Below are 21256 nucleotides of genomic sequence, written 5' to 3'. Positions count from 1 at the left end.
CGCCAGCGTTAATTCGCCTGCGGTAAGATCGTGAACTCAACCGGGCGGTGATCGCTGGTGATTTTGTCGTCAGGGAAGTCGCCTTCACGTACTAGGACGCGGCATTCCGACTTCCATGTCTTTGCCTCGCCGCCGACGAAGACAAAGTCCAGCAGCGACCCCGGATAGTCATCGACTCCGTCGCCGTTTCCGTCGAACCAGTTTGAATCCACCATCGGCGTTGGACGTACCCATTTGACGACGTCGTTTTTCAAAAACACGTCAAACGCATCGTTGCCTTTGTCGGTCGCGAAAACGTAATCGAAGTTATAGTCGCCGATCGCGATCAGCGGCGTGTCGCCAAGCGATGCTGCCCAGGCACTCAATCCCGCCGCTTGTGCCTGGCGAATTTCGGCTTTCCCTCGAGCCAAGTGGTTCAGCACCAGCGTCAACTCACGTCCCGTCTTGATGTCCTTCACTTCGGTGATGTACGGCGAACGGTAGTTTCCCGGATTCAGCGTGTGAGATTCGAACTCTTTCAATTCGTATTGGTTCACGATCTGGAAGCGGTCTTTGCGAATCGCATAGGCCAACCGGTCGTTGTACCCCGACTTGCTGTATCGACAGGCATAGTCGTTGCCCAAGCGATCACGGATCGTCGCAAAATCTTGCGGACGCACTTCCGAAAATCCATAGATGTCGTAACGCGGCAGCGCCATGATCTGGTCGGCAATCGTATCGGCGTTGGCGCCTTCGGATTCAATGTTCCAGGCCAAGACTCGGATCGCATCGTCATCCGGAAATTCGCTAGGCACAACCGAAATCAATTCGCCCCAAGCGTTGGTCGGCTGATCCAGCGGCGCGTCGACTGTCGCATCAATCGCCTTGGGCTGCGGAATCGATTCAGCAACGGTCGCAGCCGGAATTTCAGCCGGTGTCGACGAAGACACGGACACCGGCGCGGGATCACAACCGCCAGTCACCAGAACGACAACCGACATGACCAGCAGGCAGGCGAAGGTGCGGGCGATGGAAATAGTTTGCGAGGTAGTTTTCGATGTGTGCACGAAAAGCGAATCCAACAAAAAGTAAAGGCGAGTGGGGCGAACACGAAACATCATTCTGGACTGCCGTCGCCGATTGGTACAGACTCAGGAATCAATACGGTTTCCAGCATCGTCACCAGCGAGACGCTGCATGTTGCAGCATCACACCGCATAAAACGCCGTCCGAACCTATCCTACCCAACAGGTTCACGCCGATTTCACAGAATGTTCACTGCCTTGTGGACCAGCAAACAGACGGGAGACCGGTTAAAGTGTGCGGAGAAGAACTCCCGCCAGACAATTGTCTATTTTCACTCTCCCGACAAAAGAACTCCACGATGCCGATCCGATCGCCGTTGCCAATCCCCGCTTTTCAGATTGCTTTCCTGCTGGTTTGTTCAATCGTTCCCACAGCCGCTCTGGCTCACGACGGCCAAGGCGAACATTCGCACGATCATGAATCGGGGAAGGCAATTTTCACCACTCGCGGCGAATCGCGTACCTTGCCGATGGCAAAAGAGGAAGACGCTTTTCAGTTCATTGTGTACGGCGATCGTACGGGCGGAGTTCCCGAAGGCTTGCGTGTCCTTGAACAAGCCGTTGCCGATACCAACTTGCTGGATCCCGACATGGTGATGACCGTCGGTGACCTGATCCAGGGGTACAACGAGACGGAAGAGTGGATGGAGCAGATGACCGAATACAAGGACATCATGAACCAGTTGAAAATGAAGTGGTTCCCGGTCGCTGGCAACCACGACGTCTATTGGCGAGGCAGGACCGAGCCGCCGCAGGGCGAACACGAAGCAAGCTACGAAAAGCATTTCGGTCCGCTGTGGTATTCGTTCGCACACAAGAATTCAGCGTTCGTTGTTCTGTACAGTGACGAGGGCGACCGCGAAAAGAACGTCAAGGGATTCAATTCCGGCAAGCTGCAAACGATGAGCGATGAACAGCTCGACTTCCTTCGCAAAGCGCTCGAACAACACAAATCGGCTGCCCACGTTTTCGTCTTTTTGCACCACCCGCGATGGACAGGCCGTGGATACACGGGCGGCAACTGGGACGTCGTTCATGAAATGCTGAAATCTGCGGGCAATGTCTCAGCCGTGTTCGCCGGACACATTCACCACATGCGTTTCGATGGTCCCAAAGATGGCATTGCGTACTACACCCTGGCGACGACCGGCGGTCACTTGTCAGCCGAAATCCCAGGCGCCGGATACTTGCATCACTTAAACGTGGTTACAGTTCGCCCGGCCGGCGTGACCGTCGCGGCGCTGCCAATCGGATCGGTCATCGACCCGACTGAATTCACACCCGAATTTCTAGCTGAAATCGAAAAGGCACAACGAATTCGACCTGAACAGACTGATCACCAAATGCAACTGCAAGTCGATGGATCGGCGTCCGGTTCGGTGACGTTCGAGATCAAGAACCCGGCACTTCGGCCAGTCGACTTGACGGTATCGTTGGATCAAATCGGGACGGATTGGAAATCATCGCTTGACCATGATCACTTTAAGATCCAGTCGGGCGAATCCAAAGTCATCGAGGTGGCACTTCGTCGCTTGGCTGACCCTGAATCGACGTTGAGTGTTCCCAAAATTCGCTTGGACATGGAATACGTTGGCGAATCGGCGCGAATCGCGATGCCACCTGTCCTGACACCTGTTTCGATGCGTTTGTCGGCGGTCCCTGCTGATTATTTTGCCAACCAACCTGATCGATGTTTGAACATGACGACCGAACAGGATGCAGTCCGAATCGAATCGTCCGAATTGAATCTGCCCGATGGACCGTTCACCGTAGAAGCTTGGTTCAATCCCGACCAATCGGCTGGGATGCGAGGTGCGATCGCCAAAACACAGGGCAGCGAGTTTGCGATCTTCATCGACGAAGGTGTGCCACAGTTTGACGTCCACTTGAACGGCAAATACGTCAGTGCGAAAGCAACGAAAAAGATGCTCAACCATAAGTGGACGCATGTCGCCGGCTTGTACGACGGAACCGAAGTACGCGTCTATGTGGACGGAAAATTGGCCGGTTCGAAAACCGCTAGCGGAAAACGAACTCGTAACGATTTGCCGCTGTATATCGGTGCAGACACGAACGAAAACGGATCAGCGGTGCGAGGTTTTCTTGGCAAAATCAATGAAGTTCGCATCACCGAAGGCGCCGCCTACGAAGCCGACTTTACGCCCGAAAAACGTCATGAAGTCACTCCTGCGACCAGATTGCTGATGCACTTGGACCGGACTCTTGGGCCGTTTGTGCTAGACCACAGCAGTTCGGCAACGATGGGATTGTTGGGGTCTGACGACCGACTTGTCCCGGCCGAGTAGAATAGGACGCAGCGAAGCGACCGGCGTACGCGTTACGCCAGAGTTTCTGTTTCGCTAGACGTTCATGTTGCCAATCGCAATGACGGCTTCGGCACAGTATCTGCAACGCTTTTAGAACTAGTGGTTAGTTTCCACTCCAGCCTTTACGATATCGCTCGGGCGCTGCCGCCCATTCCTTCCCCACGATCCAAGGATTCTCCCCATGATTCGATCCACGTTTTCCTTTGCTTCCGCGTTTGCTGTTGCTGCATTGATGATGCAATCAAGCTTTGCTCAAGAGACGAAAGCACACGACCACGAACACGCCGGCGCGCACGCTGCCATGCCGACTCTTGGCGTTGCGGTGATCCAGCCGACCGCCGGCGGCAAAGTTCGCGGCATGCTGCGTTTGATGCAAAAGGGTGAAAACCTGCAAGTGATGGGCAAGATTCGCAATCTGACGCCTGGTGACCATGGGTTTCACATCCATGAGTTTGGCGACATGCGAAACATGAAAGATGGCACCAGCGCCGGCGGTCACTTCAACCCAAGCGGCGTGCCACACGGCGCCCCTGGTCACGGTCACGTCGGTGACTTGGGCAACATCACTGCAAACGCCGAAGGCGAAGCAACAGTTGATGTCACGCTCGAGCACACGATGTTGCACTTCATCTTGGGTCGCAGCTTTGTTGTCCATGCTGGCAAGGATGACTTGACCAGCCAACCCAGTGGTGACGCTGGCCCTCGCGTCGGCGTTGGTATCATCGGCGCTGGAAATCCAGAGTACAAAGCCGCCGGCAAGTAAACGCCACCATAGCTGTCTCATTGGACGCAATCGAATACGCTCTTGGCGGTTCGATTGCCAAGCACTCGCAGCGTCGATTGGACCAGTTCAAGCGGCGCTGTTTTTTTGCGCTGCCGGATGCGTCGTGCTGCGAGTTGTTTCCCAATCGCTAGTGTCAGGCTGGCCACCGAAGCGGTTGACTTCGCGAACAGACTGGAACAACTGAATCGGCAGCAGCGTGACGCCAAGGATGCAAAGCGTCGCCAGCCCCACCGTGGCACTTGCCAACGCGATTTCCAATCCGGCGAGTGAACCGATGATCGCCAGCACGACACCAAACCCAGCCAACAGCGACTTGAACTCGGTCGGACCAAACGCGGCCAGAGTAAACTCGCCCGTCAACTTGGCTCGCAAGTTCGTCAGTACGGCCATCGCCATCAGCGCGATGACGGCAACCAAGCCGAGGTCCAACCGTCCGCATGCGACCGCTAACCCGACCATCCAATACGTGAATGACAACGGATCGGTAAAGTGGTCCAACAGTTCGCCACCGTTCCGACACTGGCCGGTCGCACGAGCATGCCGGCCGTCGATGCAATCGGCAAAGTGATTTCCGGCAATGCCGACGGCGGCAATCAAACCGCCCCACCAGACCTGAGTCGAAATGGCTAAGCCAATCGCACCGCCGATCGCAGACAAGTGTCCGATCGCCACAATTCCTTCGGGTGGAAACCACCTTGGGATTGGCAAGCGAGGATAGAGAGCGGCGAGAGGCGGACCGATGTAGGGATCCAGCAGGCTGTGGGAAACTCGTTTCGACATCGCTAAGGTTCCTGGGTCAGAAGAGTCTGCTTTTGCAGCGTCAACTAACCCAGAACCTGTCGCCGGAAACACACAGCGCAAAAAATTCTTGCCGCGATCAAAATCTGCCATTTGAAACTTAAGCAGCGAATCACGACAAAAGCGGCAACTGCTATTTACCCGGGAACTTCAGCAATCGTGGCCCGTCGTCTTCTCCGTCGTCATGGTCGTCCTTGACTACCGGCGCGTTCACGTCAATGTCCAGGTTCATTCCAACCGAATACCACTCGTTTTCGTCCAAGAGATCCGACGATTCATCATCACCGTCGCCGGACGTTTCGTCCAGCATTTGATCCGCTGAGTGGATCCACTGAAGCTGCGTGATCAGTCGGCTTTCGATGGTCCCGCTACGGATTTCGCCGATTGATTGACCTGAATCCGCATCCGCCAACTCCCAACCGACTCGGTGGCGGCGAGACAGTTCGCACAGCAGTTCGGCGATCACGATTACGGTGCCCACCGGAACATCTTCCTTGGTATCCACGAAGTCGTTCGACCACTCGGGATCATTCTCGCTGATCCCGACCAAGCGACCATCAGAGGGTTGATCCAAGTCAATCGCCTGGCAATGAGTCCACTGGTATTTGGCGACCAGGATTGCTGCGTCCGCCTTGATTTCGAACGCACGAGCCGGATGCATCGCTTCGGTCGACTGATATCGCAGCGAAAACGCCATTTGCCAAACCTAAAAAACGCAATTGGAAAAGATCGACCAGCAGCTTGCCGATCGATTACGCATCTATAGCGTTTAAGCAGCGGTTGCGGAACCAACGCTGCGATCGCGATGTTGTCGAAAGTATTAGCTAGCCTTCGATTTCTCTTGGCGGATCGGTTGAGGCGGATATCGGAACCGGCCGTGTCGAGCATCGCCGATTTCAAAATACGCTTCGCCGTACTGTGTTTGAATGTCGGCAAAGATTCGGTTCGCAAACTCGCAAACGTCTGTCAGTTCAGCTTCATCAAACGAGACGATCACCGTCTTACGTTTTTCGGCCATCGAGACGGTTTGTTCCAAGTGAAAGGAGAACAGGACTTCCGGATCATCACTTGGACAAACGCTGTAGTAGCCCGAGGTGCCAAGCCGTTTTTCGGCCACGCTGCAACGACCGGGCGACAACGTGATCAGCGTCAAACCGTCTTCTAGGATGCTGATCATTCGCATTTGCAGTTCGTCGTCGGTGTCCTCGGTTTCGACAACAACCATGTCTTGGCAGCCAAGTTGAACCGAGCCGATCGACACGCCTTCGGCCGAACGTCCCGTCAGTGTTTTCGGTACCGAGAAACCGACCTTCACGAGCTTTTCAGCCGCTTCGTTGACGCGTCCGGACGGACTGCGATCGCTGATCGAAAGTTGTTTCTGGACATAGCGGCGAGTGCCGATTGCATCATCCGCTTCCATGCCACAGGCTTGAGCGTACGACATTTTGGAGTTTGGCTTGTTAGCCGTTGTCGTTTTCGGTTTCGTCGACGTACTCAATTTCTGTGCTGCCAAGCTTACGATCACACCCAACAATGCGGCCGAGCCAACCGACACGGCGAGATAGCCGAGCACACAGTATGCGAGGTCACCATCGAGTTGGTCGATCCGACCGGTGACGGTTAGTTGTTCATATCCATAACTGACAAGCGATATGCCGATCGCTGCGTAGATGAACCGAGTGATCAAACCTGGCCGTCCGTAACGCATCGGGAAACCCAACAGGCTTAACAACGATGGACCTTGGAAAAAGAAACAGCACAAAATTGATGGTCCGCCGGCCCCACAGACGACCAATCCCAACGCAACGCCAAGAGCACTCAGCACAAACCACTGAATCGCTTGCTGAGGACTTGCGACTGAGTGAATCGGTTCGAAGACGTATTGCGACTGCTCTTGTGACGGTTCAGTCGCGTTTGTTTCGTCGCTGGCCAATTCGGCACCATCTTCGACTTCGATGCTCCCAACGTCATCGGCCATCGCATCAAGGCCATTCTTGTCTCCGTCACTTTCGTCACCAAGGCCCATGCCGTTGCTGAATCCGGAAAGGTCACCAGATCGGGCGGCGAGCAACATGTCCGCAAACTCGTTGGCTGAGTCATTGGATTTGACGAGCGTGAACCGGCCTGTCAAAGTGCCTGACGTCAACGTTTCTTCATAAGCGGATTCGATCGACGACACAAAGTAGGGGACGACAATTCTGGCGGGCGTGGTCACCGAGTTGGCGGCGTCACCTGTCGGAGCAACGATCAGCGGCGATTTCTCACCTGCGAATGTTTGCAAGAACATCGCTTGTTGTTCGCGTTGATCCAGTCCCGGAAGTCCATCAAAACCATCAAGCGGGTTTTCGGATAGCATCGCGACGTCGGTCAAGCGAACGTGCGCGTTGTCGGTCAGACCGTTTTCTACAAGTTCTTGCCAAGTCATTTCGACGGGCGTTGGATCCATCGTCAACGCATAATGAAGCTGTGGCGTCGCGAAAAACGCGCCAAAGACTAGCGAAAATGTTGCAACGAGACCACCAACGATCACAAGAATCGATCGAGGACGTTTGGAGGTGTAGCCCGTATAACCCATGGAATGTAGCCGTCGCAAAAGTAGAAATTCAGAAACGATGCCCTAAATCAACGCTAGGACGGATTTAGTTAGTGAACTTGCTTTCATGCTCACCCCCCAAAGATTGCGGGTTTTCGTGTTCCGTTTACAACGGTCGTGGCGTCGCGGCACAGTAATCCTGGATCTCGGTCCAGTGTCCTGGCCGATTGTCTGGCTAGCCGTCAAACTAATCTTTCAAGGACTAAGACTGATTTGTCACCTTTTCACTCGCGCGAGACGGACCGCTGGACGAACTGAAAACGCAATCACTGATCGACCCGAGCTTTTTGTTTCGATTTGAACTGAATTTGCAGGAAAATCCGTGCACTTGGTCCAGCAAAGGACTGAAGTTGCCGCCGGAATGTCGTTTGCCGTCGCTGGGTGCCCTTGGCGACCGACCCGTTTTTGCCGACGTTCGGATGGCTTGGTGCAAAGCCGGAATCGGGCTTCAGATCAGCGTCAATGGAAAACGCCAATTGCCCTGGTGCCGAGACTCGCGACTGGAAGATAGTGACGGATTTCACTTTTGGATCGATACGCGTTGCAGCCCGCTGATCCACCGAGCGACTCAATATTGCCATCGATTCCTGTTCATGCCGGCCGGGGGTGGCCCTAAACGCGAACATGCTACCGCGGCGATGATCCCAATCAACCGAGCTCGCTTGCACCCCAAAGCGATTAGTCCTGGCCAACTAAAGATCGTCGGTTTGCCACGCCATGACGGATACGAAATGTCAGGCTTTGTTCCAGCCGACGCGATGACCGGCTTTGACCCGTCGGACCAGCCTCGCGTCAGCCTGTACTTTGCCGTGATCGACCGAGAACTTGGCTGGCAAACGATGGCACTTGGGCCTGAATACCCCGTCATCGAAGACCCAAGCTTGTGGGGCGAAGCCGTCTTGGTCAGCACAAAGGATTAAACCGTGCTGTAAACGTCAAACGGCAGGAACTGCGATTTTCGTGACGCTGGCATAGCGATTCCGGCAGCCTGCAGGACTCTTGAACCAGCTTTTTTCGGGAAAAACAGCGTTCCGATGACAGAATCGGTCGCCAACCCGTTACCAAAACGCCCGCGAATTATAGAATTTCGGTAAGTTCTTGATCCGGAACATTCGATACAACCCCTAAAGTCCCTCACACTCACGCCTAAACACGGCCCCACCACCAGCGACCATCCGGTCTTCGGTGACGGCGGCATCACGAGCACTCCATGACGGCTTCCTCCCCCACGACTATCAAAAACGTTCAATCCGTATCCGGCATCACCGTGCGTTTGGCCGGTGACTCTGGCGACGGCATGCAATTGCTGGGCACGCAATTGACCAATACCAGCGCGCTGGCTGGGAATGACGTCGCCACCTTCCCCGACTTCCCCGCCGAAATCCGCGCACCTCGCGGTACTCGGGCCGGTGTTTCGGGATTTCAGGTCCAGTTTGCGAGCGAAGAGATCTTCACGCCCGGCGATGTCCTGGACGCGCTTGTTGTGATGAACCCGGCGGCGATGGTCACCAACCTCAGTGACCTGCGCAAGGGGGGGATCCTGATCGCGAACGAAGACGGATTCAACGATAAAGAATTCAAGCTCGCCAAAGTCGAATCGAATCCGCTGGACGCCAGCGTGATCGAAGAAACCTATCGCGTCGTCAAAGTTCCGATGACCACGCTGACTCGCGATGCGGTGTCGAGTTTCGATCTAGGCGTCAAGCTTGCCGATCGCTGCAAGAACTTCTTCGCGATGGGGTTGGTGTACTGGCTCTTTGGCCGATCGCTTGAACCGACCTTGCGTTTCATCGAAGCCAAGTTTGGCAAGAAACCAGACGTCGCCGCAGCAAACGTGGCTGCTCTACGCGCCGGTTGGGCATTCGGCGAAACTACCGAAGCGTTCGGCGAGAGCTATCAAGTCGAAGCCGCCGAACTGGTTCCTGGCACGTACCGAAACATCATGGGTAACCAAGCGATCGCAATGGGCTTGGTCGCTGCGTCGCGGATCAGCGGCAAAGACATGTTCTACGGCACTTATCCGATCACGCCGGCCAGTGACATTCTGCACGAGTTGACGAAGTTCAAGAACTTTGGCGTACGTACTTTCCAAGCCGAAGACGAAATCGCAGCGATCTGTTCGACGATCGGCGCAGCGTTCGGTGGATCGATGGCGGTCACGGCCAGCAGTGGTCCCGGCATCGCGCTCAAGGGCGAAGCGATGGGATTGGGCATGATTCTTGAATTGCCGATGATCATCATCGACGTCCAACGCGGTGGTCCTAGCACTGGCTTGCCGACGAAGACCGAGCAAAGCGATTTGTTGCAGGCGATGTTTGGCCGCAACGGCGAATCTCCGCTGCCAGTCCTCGCCCCACGTTCGCCTGGCGATTGTTTCGACATTGCAATCGAAGCCTGGCGTTTGGCGGTCGAGTGCATGTGTCCGGTCATCATTTTGTCGGACGGATATATCGCCAACGGCAGCGAGCCGTGGCGAATACCGAAGATCGCGGATCTGCCGAAGATCAAAATCACTCACCCCGAAGGCAGCGACGGCGAGACGGCTTTCAAGCCGTACCAGCGAGACGAAAACTTGGCTCGTCCTTGGGCGGTCCCAGGAACACCTGGACTGATGCACCGCGTCGGTGGTTTGGAAAAAGAAGACGTGACGGGCAATGTCAGTTACGATCCCGACAATCACCAGCACATGACGGATACGCGAGCAGCGAAGGTCAAGATGATTGCTGACCGAGTGCCGCCACAAGACGTGTTCGGCGCGGAGACAGGCGATTTATTAGTTGTTTCGTGGGGAGGCACGTATGGTTCGAACCATACGGCAGTGGACCGTGTCCGAAAAGCTGGCCACAAGATCAGCCACATTCACTTGCGTTACCTCAACCCGATGCCCGCGAACGTTGGCAAGTTGTTGAAGTCGTTCAAGAAAGTCGTTGTGCCAGAACTGAACTCGGGACAACTGCGAATGTTGTTACGCTCAGAACACTTGGTCGACTGTATCGGCATCAACAAAGTTCAAGGCAAACCATTCTCAGTCACCGAGCTGGTCGAACGGTTTACCGAGATCGTGGTCGCCGCTGAAAACGAATAGTGAATCACCTGGTCAATCTCGACCGCTGATTCGCCTGTTTCAACCCAACATCTAACACTCAAAACCTAGCACTGCTCTCCATGTCCCTTCCTGTACTGAAAGCTGCCGACTTCGCATCCGACCAAGACGTGCGTTGGTGCCCCGGCTGTGGCGACTATTCGATCCTAGCTCAAATGAAAAAGGTATTGCCGGAACTCGGCGTGCCTCGCGAAAAGATCGTCTTCATCAGCGGCATCGGCTGCAGCAGCCGTTTTCCGTACTACATGAACACGTACGGCATGCACTCGATTCACGGGCGTGCGCCAGGTTTCGCGACGGGCCTGAAATCGACTCGTCCCGACCTGATGGTGTGGGTGATCACGGGCGACGGCGATGCCTTGTCGATCGGTGGCAATCACTTCATCCACATGCTGCGCCGAAATATCGACGTCAACGTCGTGCTGTTCAACAACCGCATCTACGGTTTGACCAAGGGTCAATACAGCCCGACCAGCAAGGAAGGTCAGATCACCAAGAGCACGCCGATGGGATCGATCGATCACCCGATCATGCCGCTTTCGCTAGCCCTTGCTGCCGAAGCAACCTTTGTTGCTCGCAGCATCGACGCGCACGTCAAACACCTTGGCGAAACGCTTGCTCGCGCGGCCGCTCACAAAGGCACGTCACTGGTCGAGGTCTACCAAAACTGCAATGTCTTCAATGACGGTGCGATGGCGTACGCCCAAGAAAAGAAACAGCGTGCTCAAAACGTGATCGAGCTGCAGCATGGCAAACCATTGATCTTTGACGAAGGCAAAAAGGGCATTCGTTTGGTTGGCAACCACCTGGAAATCGTCAATACCGCCGATGTGCCAGCGGACGACTTGCTGATCCACGACGAAAAGGCGCCGAACCCATCGATCCACATGATGCTGGCTCGAATGAGTTACCCCGAAATGCCTGAACCGATCGGCGTCCTGCGAGCCGTTGAAGGTGTAGCAACGTACGACGACCAAATCAACGCTCAAGTTGAAACGGCCAAGTCGACCAAGGGCGAAGGCGACCTAGACAAGCTGTTTTCGGCTGGCGACACATGGACCGTCAAATAGGTTGAATCGCCTCGTCGCTTTGATGCGCGAGGCAACGACAGAACATTTCCCAAACGTTGAACTTTCGCGAGAGCATGGACATGGCACGAGGCAATACCTTCTCTGACGTAACCAAGGCAGTTGGTGACACCCCGATGGTCCAGATCAATCGTTTGATCCCCAGCGGCGGTGCGACGGTGTTTGCAAAGTGCGAATTCTTCAACCCGCTCAATAGCGTCAAAGATCGCATCGGCGCGGCCATGATCGCGGCGGGCGAACGTGATGGGCTGATCAACAAAGACACTCACATCGTCGAACCGACCAGCGGCAACACCGGCATCGCGTTGGCGTTTGTTTGCGCGGCCAAAGGCTACAAGTTGACGCTGACGATGCCCGAGTCGATGTCGGTCGAACGTCGGGCGTTGCTGCGAGCAATGGGCGCAAACTTGGTGCTAACGCCAGCCGGCGAAGGCATGAAGGGTGCGATCAATCGTGCGGGCGAATTGGTCAACAACACGCCTGGTGCCTACATGCCTCAGCAGTTCGAAAACCCTGCGAACCCTGCGATCCACGAAGCGACCACGGGTCCCGAAATTTGGGAAGACAGCGGTCACGACATTGATGCAATCGTCGCAGGTGTTGGAACAGGCGGAACGATCACTGGCGTCGCTCGATTCCTAAAAAAACAAAACCCAAACTTCAAAGCTTTCGCCGTCGAGCCCACTCATTCACCCGTGATCAGTGGCGGTAGCCCCGGCAAGCACCGCATTCAAGGCATCGGTGCGGGCTTCGTACCAAAGAACTTGGACGTCTCGATCATTGATGATGTGATCCAGTGCAATGACGACGACGCATTTGAATGGGGCCGCAAGCTGGCCAAGATGGAAGGCATCGTCGGCGGGATCAGCAGCGGCGCTAACATGTGGGCCGCCGCTCAAGTCGCCGCACGCCCCGAAATGAAGGGCAAGCGAATCGTCACGATCATGTGCAGCCTGGGCGAACGCTACCTCAGCACGCCACTTTTCGCTGACCTAGGCATGTGACCAACTGGCAACCCAAATTACCACAGGCTGCTAACCTGTTTGGGACCTGCGAATCTGATCGGCGTTGCAATCGGCTGCAGGCCTTTCTTGCCAGCGAGCTCAGCATGCAGAATCCAGCGTGCAACTATTTGCACGCCGAATGCAGACGATTGCAGTGTTTCGTTTTCTAACGCGTGGCGGCGAAATTTCGAAAATTTCTTCTGCGGCGAATTGCTGTGAAATCGATTGCCGCCTTCGTGCATGATGGCGGTTGGCACATGGCGTGCATTGTGAAAGGAATTGCGTGGAGCCGGATCGACGGAGCCGCGACAATGCCGATCCTCTCGCAGCCCTTCTAGCATGCACGAATTTCCTTCCAATGCACTCTCTTCCCAAGATTCATTGGCAACTTCGGCAGACGGCGACGTCGCTGGCGTGGTGTCGAACGACCGAGTGGAACGAATCAAAGAGTCGATTCACCACGCGACGCACTACTTGCCGTCACAAGGCCCGATCTCGATCTTCGTCCACCACAACACTCTGCATTCGTTCGAAGAATTGCCCTTCGAAGACGCGGTGTTGGTGGGCGGTTCGATGTATCACTGCGAACCGTATTTGTCCGAAGCCCGTTATCGTGACGCCCTGAGCCGCGGACGGATCTGCATCGACGATGTATGCGACGTGCTGCTAACGGATCTGGGCGACGAAGCCGATGACCTGATTGCAACTTTCGGAACTCGCTACACGCTGCGACTTTCTATGTTGCAAATGCCGCCTCACGCAGTCCCCGACGCGGAACTGACATGGTTGTTGGCCGAATCTGATTTGCTTCGCAAGTTCAACGACTCTGTTTCGACTCGCGACATCGAACAGGTCGTCGCCAGCACTCGTAGTTGGGTGCTTCGTCACCGAGCCGGCAACGACACTAAGAGCCGCCCCCCGAACGCGGCACCGACGACGCCACTTAGCAGTGAAGACGCAGCGATGTTGCAGTCGCTGCTAGCCAAGTTTCGCGACCACAACATCGAGTTCTGGTCGCCCGCGAAATGGACCGCGTTCGTTCTAGAGCTGTTGTGGACGGTTTGTCACCGCGGAGTCGAACAGGCTGGTTTGGCGACCCCGTCGATGCCAAAACAGTTGCGACACCGCGACCTTCTGTTAGCGGCAACCGGCATCGATACCGACCAACCGGTTCATGAAACACTGATTCGCTTTTGCGGCTGTTTCCTCGATCAAGGTTTTGCCGGCCTGTCGTTGCCCGAGCGAGAACAAGGATTCGCAGTTTCGTTTGCAAAGCTGTTTCTGCAGCCGTTTTCGATGATGCCTACCTGGATGAAACCGATCCGAGACGAATTGCGGGCGATTGCGAACGGCCAGTGGGACGCGCACGATTCGATTGCACAGTCGATTGAGATGCTCGGCATCGACGAAGCCGAACAGGACGAGTACATCGGCGAAACGTTGCTGGCGATGCGCGGTTGGGCTGGAATGATCTGGCAAATGGAAACCGCCGCGCCGTTCTTTCCAAAGCCGGCACCGGCGGGATCGTTGGACGAGTACCTTGCGATCCACTTGATCTTAGAACGTCACGCGATCGCCGATGCAGGAAAGCGACTGTACGGCACCGAAGACCTGCGTGAAATTCATACTCATGCCTCGGCCAAAGCGTCGGCGACGCCGATTGCCTCGGTCGAACAGCGGACCTATACCGTTTTCCAACTGGCACAAACCGGTGGCTGGATGCCCGCACAATTGCTGACGACGTCATCGCCCCAGTGGCAACGATTGATCAGCGAAATCGAAGCTTTTTCGGAACTCGATCGGCGACGAATCCTTCACCTGGCATATGAAAAACACTACCGAACCGAAGCTCTCGACGCTCTGGCAATCCACGGAAAACGTGTCGCCGCGCGAGCGAAAACCGAAGCCAAATCGCCACCCGCCTATCAAGCGATCTTCTGCATCGACGATCGCGAAGAATCGATTCGTCGGCACCTCGAAGAAGTCGACCCGCAGTGCGAGACTTCTTCGGCGGCCGGTTTCTATGCGGTCGCGATGTATTACCAAGGTGCAGACCACGCCAATTATCGGCCGCTTTGCCCGAACGTGATCACGCCCCAGCACTATGTCCGCGAAGAACCCTTGTTCTCGTCGGTCGAAGACAACGAAAAACGTGCTCAACGCCGTCGCCGCATCGGAACCGTGACTCACCAGGTCCACGCTAGTTCACGAACCATGCTGGGCGGATGGATCACCGGCATCTTTGGTGCGCTAGCGACGTTTCCGTTGGTCGCACGAATTTTGGCGCCAAGATTGACGGCGCAGATTCGCGAACTTGTCGGGTCGCTCACCCGTCCGCCAGCAACCGAGTTGCACATTGAACGGATCACCGAGGAACCGGGGCAGGACTTCGACGCACTCGGCTACAGCTTGCCCGAAATGGCAACGATTGTCGTGCGAATTTTGCAAGACATCGGCATGGTCGAAAACTTCCCTCCGATCACGGTGTTCTTTGGCCACGGATCAAGCAGCCTGAATAATCCGCATGAATCGGCCTACAATTGCGGCGCTTGCAGCGGTGGCCGTGGAGGTCCGAATGCACGAGCGTTTTGCATGATGGCGAACGATTCGCGAGTCCGTGCCATCGTGGCCCAGCGCGGCATCAACTTGACCGACGACGTTCGCTTTGTGGGTGCCTATCACAATACCTGCAGCGATGCAGTCCAGTACTATGACTTGGACTTGTTGCCACGTTCGCATCGCAATCTGTTCCGTCGCATCGAAGCATCTGTTGACGAGGCTCGAGCTCGAAACGCTCATGAACGATCGCGACGGTTCGAATCCGCTCCCTTGGATATGACACCCAAGTTAGCTCTCGAACATGTCGAGCAGCGATCCGAGGATCTTTCCCAAGCTCGGCCCGAATACAACCACGCGACCTCGGCGATGGTGTTGGTGGGGCGACGCGAATGGAGTCAGGGACTGTTCCTGGATCGACGGTCGTTCTTGACGTCTTACGATCCAGCCATCGACGACGATGACGCCACCATTTTGGCTCGGATCCTAGCCGCCGCGATCCCCGTCTGTGCAGGCATCGGGCTGGAGTACTATTTCTCGACCGTTGACAACGAAGGCTACGGTTGCGGATCGAAACTACCCCACAATATCTCGTCGATGTTGGGCGTGATGACTGGCGCGTCCAGCGATCTGCGTCCCGGATTGTCACAGCAGATGATCGAGATCCACGAACCGATGCGGATGCTCTTTGTGATCGAAACCACACCGCAAAAAATGCTCTCGATCATGAAAAACAACGAAACAATCAATCGATTGGTGACCGGACGCTGGGTTCAGCTGGCTGTTTTCGATGGTGAAACTTCGGCGATCAAAGTGTTTAACGACGGACGCTTTCAAACTTATGTCCCAACCACCGACACACTACCGGTGGCGTCGTCGTCCATGGATTGGTACGGCAACCGCCGCGAACACCGAAGCTTTGCTTCGATCGGTGCTGCGTTCGCAACCGAACCTTCCAATGACCTCGAGTCGAATCGAGGTGGCAAATGAACACGACTGAAATTGTCTTCCAATTGCTAGGGACTGCTGTTGTCGCGAGTCCAGCTATTTTGCTTGCCATTCTGGGGCTGTCTGCGCTGTCAGGACGCCCGCTAAACGAGAGCTCGATTTCCCGTTTAACGCAGGCGTCGGTCTTATTTTCGCTAATTCCTGCGATCGGAATTTTGGCGATGATGTTGGTTTTGGGCACACGCTACGTTCCGATCGAATGGGGCGACTGGGTGACCATTCCGCAACACGATTTTCATTTTCACTTGAAGTTCGTGTTTGACCGGTTGAGCGTTCCGTTTGTGATTCTGTCGTGCGTGCTGTGCGGCGTGGTCGGTTCGTTCACACGCCGGTATTTGCACCGCGAAGCGGGCTATGCGCGGTTCTTTTTGTACTATGCGATGTTCTTTACCGGCATGGTGACCTCATCGTTAGCCGGGACCATTGAAACGCTGTTCGTCGGATGGGAAATGGTCGGTTTGTCATCCGCTCTGTTGGTCGCGTACTTTGACGAACGCGAGACACCGGTTCGTAGCGGACAGCGAGTTTGGTCGATTTATCGATTGTCGGATGCTGCGTTTTTGATCGCCGCTCTTTCGATACACCACATGACCGGCCAAGGTGACTTTGGCGGCTTGATGAGCAGTGGCATTTGGCCAGACGGGACGGCTGCTGTCACACCTCAACAAGCACTGTTTGTTGGCACGTTGTTGTTGGTTGCTGCCGCCGGCAAGTCGGCATTATTTCCGTTCTCGGGCTGGTTGCCTCGCGCAATGGAAGGACCGACACCGTCGAGTGCCATTTTCTATGGCGCGCTGTCGGTTCACTTAGGTGCCTATCTGTTGCTGCGGGTCAGTCCGCTGTTCGATGTCTCGATGACGCTACGTGTGATGGTGATAACGCTGGGTGTTTTGTCAGCGGCGAGTGGGGCGTTAATGTCGCGAGTCCAACACGACGTGAAAGTTTCGCTTGCTTATGCGTCGCTGACACAGGTCGGCATCATCGTGGTCGAAATCGGTTTGGGGTTCCAATACTTGGCGTTGATCCACATCGTCGGCCACGCTTGCATGCGAACGATGCAGTTGTTGCGTGCTCCGACGTTGCTGCGTGACTACCAAACGATGGAAAACGCATTGGGTAGCCGATTGCCGACTTCCCGATCACGAATCGATCAATGGATACCCGTCTGGCTAGAACGATGGTGCTATCGATTTGGGTTTGGCCGCGGGTTCATGGACACGGCGCTTGACCAATGGATTGTAGCGCCCTTTGTTTCAATCTTCCAACGTTTCGATTCATGGGAGCGTGCCACAACCGATTGGATATCTCACGAAGAGTCGCGTGAATCCGACAAAGCCGAATTGCATCCGGAATCAACCGGGAGGAAGACCTAAGATGGGTGAGTTGCATTTCCCGTGGCTAGAATCATCGATTCTGATTCCACTTTTGGGCGCAATCTGGATTCGTTTCTTTGCGCATCCCGAAAATTCGCTTCGCCAAGCTGTTGCTTTCTGTGCGTTAACATTCGCCTTGACGGTGGGTGAGTTGATTGACTTTGTCACACTGGGAACCTTCGAAGCGCACGATCACTGGGCGTTCATCAATTGGCTCTTTGACCAAGAAGTATTCGTCGTTGATGAACTCAGCGCATTCTTGTTGCCACTGGGTGCATTGATTCACTTGGTGGTTGTGATGTCGACGTTGCGTACCAAGGCGCCACGTTTCTCGTTGACCTCGACGCTGGTTTCGGAGGCGATTCTGCTGGCAACGTTCAGTTGTCGTGCATCGTGGACTTTGGTTGCGTTGATGGCTGCCGCCACGGTGCCAGTTTATATCGAATTAGAACGTCGAAGTCGTTGCACTCGCATCTACGCGCTGCACATGTTTGCGTTCGTCATTTTGTTGGTGCTGGGCTGGGCCTCACTTCAATTCACGGATAGTTCGTCCGAAGCCGTCTTGATTCCCGGTGCTTTGCTGACCGCCGCTGCGCTGATCCGCAGCGGAATCGCACCGCTACATCTGTGGATGACCGACCTGTTTGAAAAGGCCACCTTTGGCACCGCCATCCTGTTTGTGACTCCGCTGACCGGTGCCTACGCCGTCATGCGTTTTGTGTTACCGATCGCGCCGTCTTGGGCGCTGCAAAGCATTGCAATTTTGTCGTTGACGACTGCGGTCTATGGGGGTGCGATGTCACTGGTGCAGAAAGAAGCACGCCGAATGTTTTGTTTCCTGTTCCTAAGCCAAGCATCGCTGGTTTTGGTTGGATTGGAATTGGTCACACCGATCGGTTTGACCGGTGCACTTTGCGTTTGGTTGTCGGTGGGAATGTCGTTGACCGGATTTGGTATCACGCTGCGGTCGATCGAAGCGAGAATCTCGCGGATATCACTGGCTGACTTTCACGGGCTCAATCGTCAGATGCCAACGTTGGCAGGTTTCTTCCTGCTGACCGGACTAGCGTCAATTGGGTTCCCGTTTACGGTCGGATTCGTCGGCATGGAATTGCTGATTGAAGGCGCCGTCGAAGTCTATCCCCTGGTCGGCACGATGGTCGTCATCGCAGCGGCTTTCTGCGGCATCACGGTGATGCTGGCGTACTTCCGAATCTTTACCGGACGATCCAATGCGACTTTGATTCCGATGCATGCCAGACTATCCGAACGGATCGCTGTGATGGTCCTAAGCGTTCTGATCATCGGGGGCGGGCTAGTTCCGCAACCCGGCGTCGCATCTCGATATCACGCGGCGAACGAGTTGTCGGAACAACGACAACAAAACCCGATGACGATCGATGTCGAGGAAGCGGACGAAGTCGTCGACCATTCCGATGACGCCAATGAAACGATTGAGTCAATACACCAAGAGCGCGAATACCATTCGAACGAATCCAACAGCGATTCGTTCATTCTTACCCCACCCGGCCACATCGAAACCCCACAACCATGAACGTACCTCCATCGAACGATCGAGAAATTCCCAAGGGCAATGCCGCGGGATTTGTCAAGTACATCAAGGCTGACATGGTGTCAGGCTTTTTGGTCTTCTTGATCGCGCTTCCTCTGTGTTTAGGCATCTCGATCGCCAGCGGCTATCCGCCCATCGCAGGTATTTTCACTGCAATCGTGGGCTCGATCGTCGCGACTGTGATCAGTAATTCTGAACTGACGATCAAAGGCCCCGCCGCTGGTCTGATCGTCATCGCGATCGGATGCATCGAAGCATTTGGTGGCGACGGCATCGCGGGCGGATGGTCAGAAGCCGACGTGAGCGCCTATCGCGCCGCGCTTGCGGTCGGTGTCGCGGCAGCGGTCCTGCAGGTCTGCTTTGGGTTCTTTCGCGCAGGGATCCTGGGCGAGTTTTTCCCGGTCTCGGCAGTCCACGGCATGTTGGCAGCGATCGGTGTGATCATCATCGCAAAACAGGTTCCAGTAGCGCTCGGCGTCACGGCATCAGGCGGGCCGCTGGAAATGCTGAGGAATATTCCGAACTACGTTGCCGAAGCAAACCCGGCGATCGCGTCGATCGGCGTGGTCAGTATCTTAATCATGTTTTTGTGGCCGCAAGTCGGTCGAAAATTCTCATTCGCCAAGCTCTTTCCATCGCCGCTGATCGTGTTGCTAGTCGCAGTTCCGATGGGCATGATTTTCGACTTGATGCATGCGCACAGCTACACGCTTCAGCATCACGACTACCAGCTCGGTGAACAGTATCTCGTTGCGATGCCTGATCGCGTGTTTGGCATGTTTGACCAGATCACGACACCAGACTTCTCGGCGCTTCGGCAACCCAAAGCTTGGACATGGGTGTTTATGTTCTTTGTGATCGGCAGCTTGGAATCGTTGCTGTCCGCCAAAGCGGTCGACTTGATCGACCCTTGGCGTCGGAAGACAAACATGGACCGCGACATGATCGCCGTTGGTGCAGGCAATCTTTGTGCGTCAATGGTCGGTGGCTTGCCGATGATTTCAGAAATTGTTCGTAGCAAAGCAAACATCGACAACGGCGCGCGAACTCGCTTTGCCGATTTTTGGCACGGCATGTTCTTGCTCGTTTGCGTTGCGATCATCCCGATGATCCTGCACCGCATCCCAATGGCTGCTCTTGCCGCGATGCTGATCTATACAGGATTCCGTTTGGCTCACCCCCATGAGTTCATGAACGCGTGGCGAATCGGCCGCGAACAGTTGATCATCTTCGTGATCACTTTAGTTTCCGTGTTGGCCACAGACTTGTTGATCGGTATTGCCATCGGAATCGCGGCCAAGGCGATCATCCACCTGTCCAATGGCGTCCCCGTGCGTTCGCTGTTCAAACCCGACGTGGAAATTGCCGGCGATGACGGCAAAACAGTACACCTAGTTGCCTACAAGTCGGCGGTGTTCAGTAACTGGATCCCGATCCGACGTTTGATCGAAAGCGCAGGCTTGCTGGAACGCAAGAACATTGATTTCGACTTGTCTGAAACGGAATTCGTCGACCACACCGTGATGGACAAGCTTCACGAGGTGACCGAGGATTTCGAGCAAGCGGGACTCGTATTCCGAGTCATTGGATTGGACGAGCATCAACCACTAACCTCTCACCAGGACGCTGCTCGTCGCAAAGGCCTATGCTCAATCAAACGCATCACGTTGATGACGGATCCCGAAATTGAACCGTTGTTGGCGGCCGAGTTCGCCAGACGCGGCGCGACGGGTTACACATCGGTCGATTGTCGCGGTGTGGGCAAACAACAGATTGACGGAGACTCAATCGCGGCAGTTCCGCGAGTGCGGCTCGAAGTTATGGTCACGCCTGCGGTATGCACCGACATCCTGGAATTCATCCGTGGTGAAATACAGCCCAACCATCGTTTGACGTTCGTGGTCGAATCCGTCCAAGTATCTCGCCTGAACGCTTTTGTCGCGACGCCGAGAATGCCAGTCGAGGTGTAGCCGACTACGATCTCT

General features: G+C 55.2%; 14 protein-coding genes. 10 read left to right on the top strand and 4 right to left on the bottom strand.

What is annotated here, in order from left to right; genetic code table 11:
• Positions 1-8: 8 nt before the first annotated feature.
• Positions 9-1046 carry an endonuclease/exonuclease/phosphatase family protein gene (locus Poly59_RS16160; RefSeq protein WP_146535105.1) on the bottom strand — a complete coding sequence of 346 codons (1038 nt, stop codon included), beginning with the start codon at positions 1044-1046 and terminating at the stop codon, positions 9-11.
• Between the two features lie 317 nt (positions 1047-1363).
• Between Poly59_RS16160 and Poly59_RS16155 the strand changes: the two genes are divergently transcribed.
• Together Poly59_RS16155 and Poly59_RS16150 are read left to right on the top strand one after the other, a co-directional pair.
• Positions 1364-3370 (top strand): LamG-like jellyroll fold domain-containing protein, encoded by a 2007-nt coding sequence (locus tag Poly59_RS16155; protein WP_146535104.1) that lies wholly within the window; start codon positions 1364-1366, stop codon positions 3368-3370.
• A gap of 202 nt (positions 3371-3572) precedes the next feature.
• A complete protein-coding gene (locus Poly59_RS16150; protein ID WP_246151693.1) occupies positions 3573-4154 on the top strand; it encodes a superoxide dismutase family protein in 582 nt (193 codons plus the stop codon).
• Positions 4155-4241: 87 nt separating this feature from the next.
• On the opposite strand, the gene Poly59_RS16145 is transcribed toward Poly59_RS16150, so the two are convergent.
• From Poly59_RS16145 to Poly59_RS16135, 3 genes are all read right to left on the bottom strand, one after another.
• Positions 4242-4955 carry a CDP-alcohol phosphatidyltransferase family protein gene (locus tag Poly59_RS16145; protein WP_186776304.1) on the bottom strand — a complete coding sequence of 238 codons (714 nt, stop codon included), beginning with the start codon at positions 4953-4955 and terminating at the stop codon, positions 4242-4244.
• 151 nt (positions 4956-5106) lie between these two features.
• A complete protein-coding gene (locus tag Poly59_RS16140) occupies positions 5107-5670 on the bottom strand; it encodes a hypothetical protein (RefSeq protein WP_146535102.1) in 564 nt (187 codons plus the stop codon).
• A 123-nt stretch (positions 5671-5793) separates the two neighbouring features.
• The gene (locus Poly59_RS16135) at positions 5794-7548 is read right to left on the bottom strand and encodes a hypothetical protein (RefSeq protein WP_146535101.1); all 1755 of its coding nucleotides are present in this window, start codon (positions 7546-7548) and stop codon (positions 5794-5796) included.
• A 305-nt stretch (positions 7549-7853) separates the two neighbouring features.
• On the opposite strand from Poly59_RS16135, the gene Poly59_RS16130 reads away from it, so the two are divergent.
• The 8 genes from Poly59_RS16130 to Poly59_RS16095 all read left to right on the top strand — a co-directional run bounded on the left by Poly59_RS16130 (position 7854) and on the right by Poly59_RS16095 (position 21241).
• Positions 7854-8486 (top strand): DOMON domain-containing protein, encoded by a 633-nt coding sequence (locus Poly59_RS16130; RefSeq protein ID WP_246151692.1) that lies wholly within the window; start codon positions 7854-7856, stop codon positions 8484-8486.
• Between the two features lie 290 nt (positions 8487-8776).
• Positions 8777-10651, top strand: coding sequence for a 2-oxoacid:acceptor oxidoreductase subunit alpha (locus Poly59_RS16125; RefSeq protein ID WP_146535100.1), 1875 nt, complete (start codon positions 8777-8779; stop codon positions 10649-10651).
• An 80-nt stretch (positions 10652-10731) separates the two neighbouring features.
• Entirely contained in the window at positions 10732-11739 is a 1008-nt protein-coding gene (locus tag Poly59_RS16120; protein WP_146535099.1) for a 2-oxoacid:ferredoxin oxidoreductase subunit beta, read from the top strand.
• An 80-nt stretch (positions 11740-11819) separates the two neighbouring features.
• The gene (gene cysK, locus Poly59_RS16115; protein WP_146535098.1) at positions 11820-12761 is read left to right on the top strand and encodes a cysteine synthase A; all 942 of its coding nucleotides are present in this window, start codon (positions 11820-11822) and stop codon (positions 12759-12761) included.
• Between the two features lie 339 nt (positions 12762-13100).
• Entirely contained in the window at positions 13101-16307 is a 3207-nt protein-coding gene (locus Poly59_RS16110) for a DUF2309 domain-containing protein (RefSeq protein WP_146535097.1), read from the top strand.
• Entirely contained in the window at positions 16304-17698 is a 1395-nt protein-coding gene (locus tag Poly59_RS16105) for a proton-conducting transporter transmembrane domain-containing protein (protein WP_146535096.1), read from the top strand. Before Poly59_RS16110 ends, Poly59_RS16105 begins: the two co-directional genes overlap by 4 nt.
• Position 17699: 1 nt before the next feature.
• Positions 17700-19253, top strand: a complete 1554-nt coding sequence (locus tag Poly59_RS16100) for a proton-conducting transporter transmembrane domain-containing protein (RefSeq protein ID WP_146535095.1) — start codon at positions 17700-17702, stop codon at positions 19251-19253.
• Positions 19250-21241: a SulP family inorganic anion transporter gene (locus tag Poly59_RS16095; RefSeq protein ID WP_146535094.1), complete on the top strand. Its 1992-nt coding sequence runs from the start codon at positions 19250-19252 to the stop codon at positions 21239-21241. The genes Poly59_RS16100 and Poly59_RS16095 overlap by 4 nt, the downstream gene beginning before the upstream one ends.
• Positions 21242-21256 lie beyond the last annotated feature (15 nt).

The organism is Rubripirellula reticaptiva (genome assembly GCF_007860175.1).
Lineage (GTDB): Bacteria > Planctomycetota > Planctomycetia > Pirellulales > Pirellulaceae > Rubripirellula > Rubripirellula reticaptiva.
This window is presented reverse-complemented; position numbering and strand designations above follow the sequence as displayed.

Bases quoted from the DNA above. Each gene is read 5' to 3' on its own strand.
- Poly59_RS16155 (WP_146535104.1), top strand. From the start codon at position 1,364: ATGCCGATCCGATCGCCGTTGCCAATCCCCGCTTTTCAGATTGCTTTC.
- Poly59_RS16150 (WP_246151693.1), top strand. From the start codon at position 3,573: ATGATTCGATCCACGTTTTCCTTTGCTTCCGCGTTTGCTGTTGCTGCA.
- Poly59_RS16145 (WP_186776304.1), bottom strand. From the start codon at position 4,955: ATGTCGAAACGAGTTTCCCACAGCCTGCTGGATCCCTACATCGGTCCG.
- Poly59_RS16140 (WP_146535102.1), bottom strand. From the start codon at position 5,670: ATGGCGTTTTCGCTGCGATATCAGTCGACCGAAGCGATGCATCCGGCT.
- Poly59_RS16135 (WP_146535101.1), bottom strand. From the start codon at position 7,548: ATGGGTTATACGGGCTACACCTCCAAACGTCCTCGATCGATTCTTGTG.
- Poly59_RS16125 (WP_146535100.1), top strand. From the start codon at position 8,777: ATGACGGCTTCCTCCCCCACGACTATCAAAAACGTTCAATCCGTATCC.
- Poly59_RS16120 (WP_146535099.1), top strand. From the start codon at position 10,732: ATGTCCCTTCCTGTACTGAAAGCTGCCGACTTCGCATCCGACCAAGAC.
- cysK (WP_146535098.1), top strand. From the start codon at position 11,820: ATGGCACGAGGCAATACCTTCTCTGACGTAACCAAGGCAGTTGGTGAC.
- Poly59_RS16110 (WP_146535097.1), top strand. From the start codon at position 13,101: ATGCACGAATTTCCTTCCAATGCACTCTCTTCCCAAGATTCATTGGCA.
- Poly59_RS16105 (WP_146535096.1), top strand. From the start codon at position 16,304: ATGAACACGACTGAAATTGTCTTCCAATTGCTAGGGACTGCTGTTGTC.
- Poly59_RS16100 (WP_146535095.1), top strand. From the start codon at position 17,700: ATGGGTGAGTTGCATTTCCCGTGGCTAGAATCATCGATTCTGATTCCA.
- Poly59_RS16095 (WP_146535094.1), top strand. From the start codon at position 19,250: ATGAACGTACCTCCATCGAACGATCGAGAAATTCCCAAGGGCAATGCC.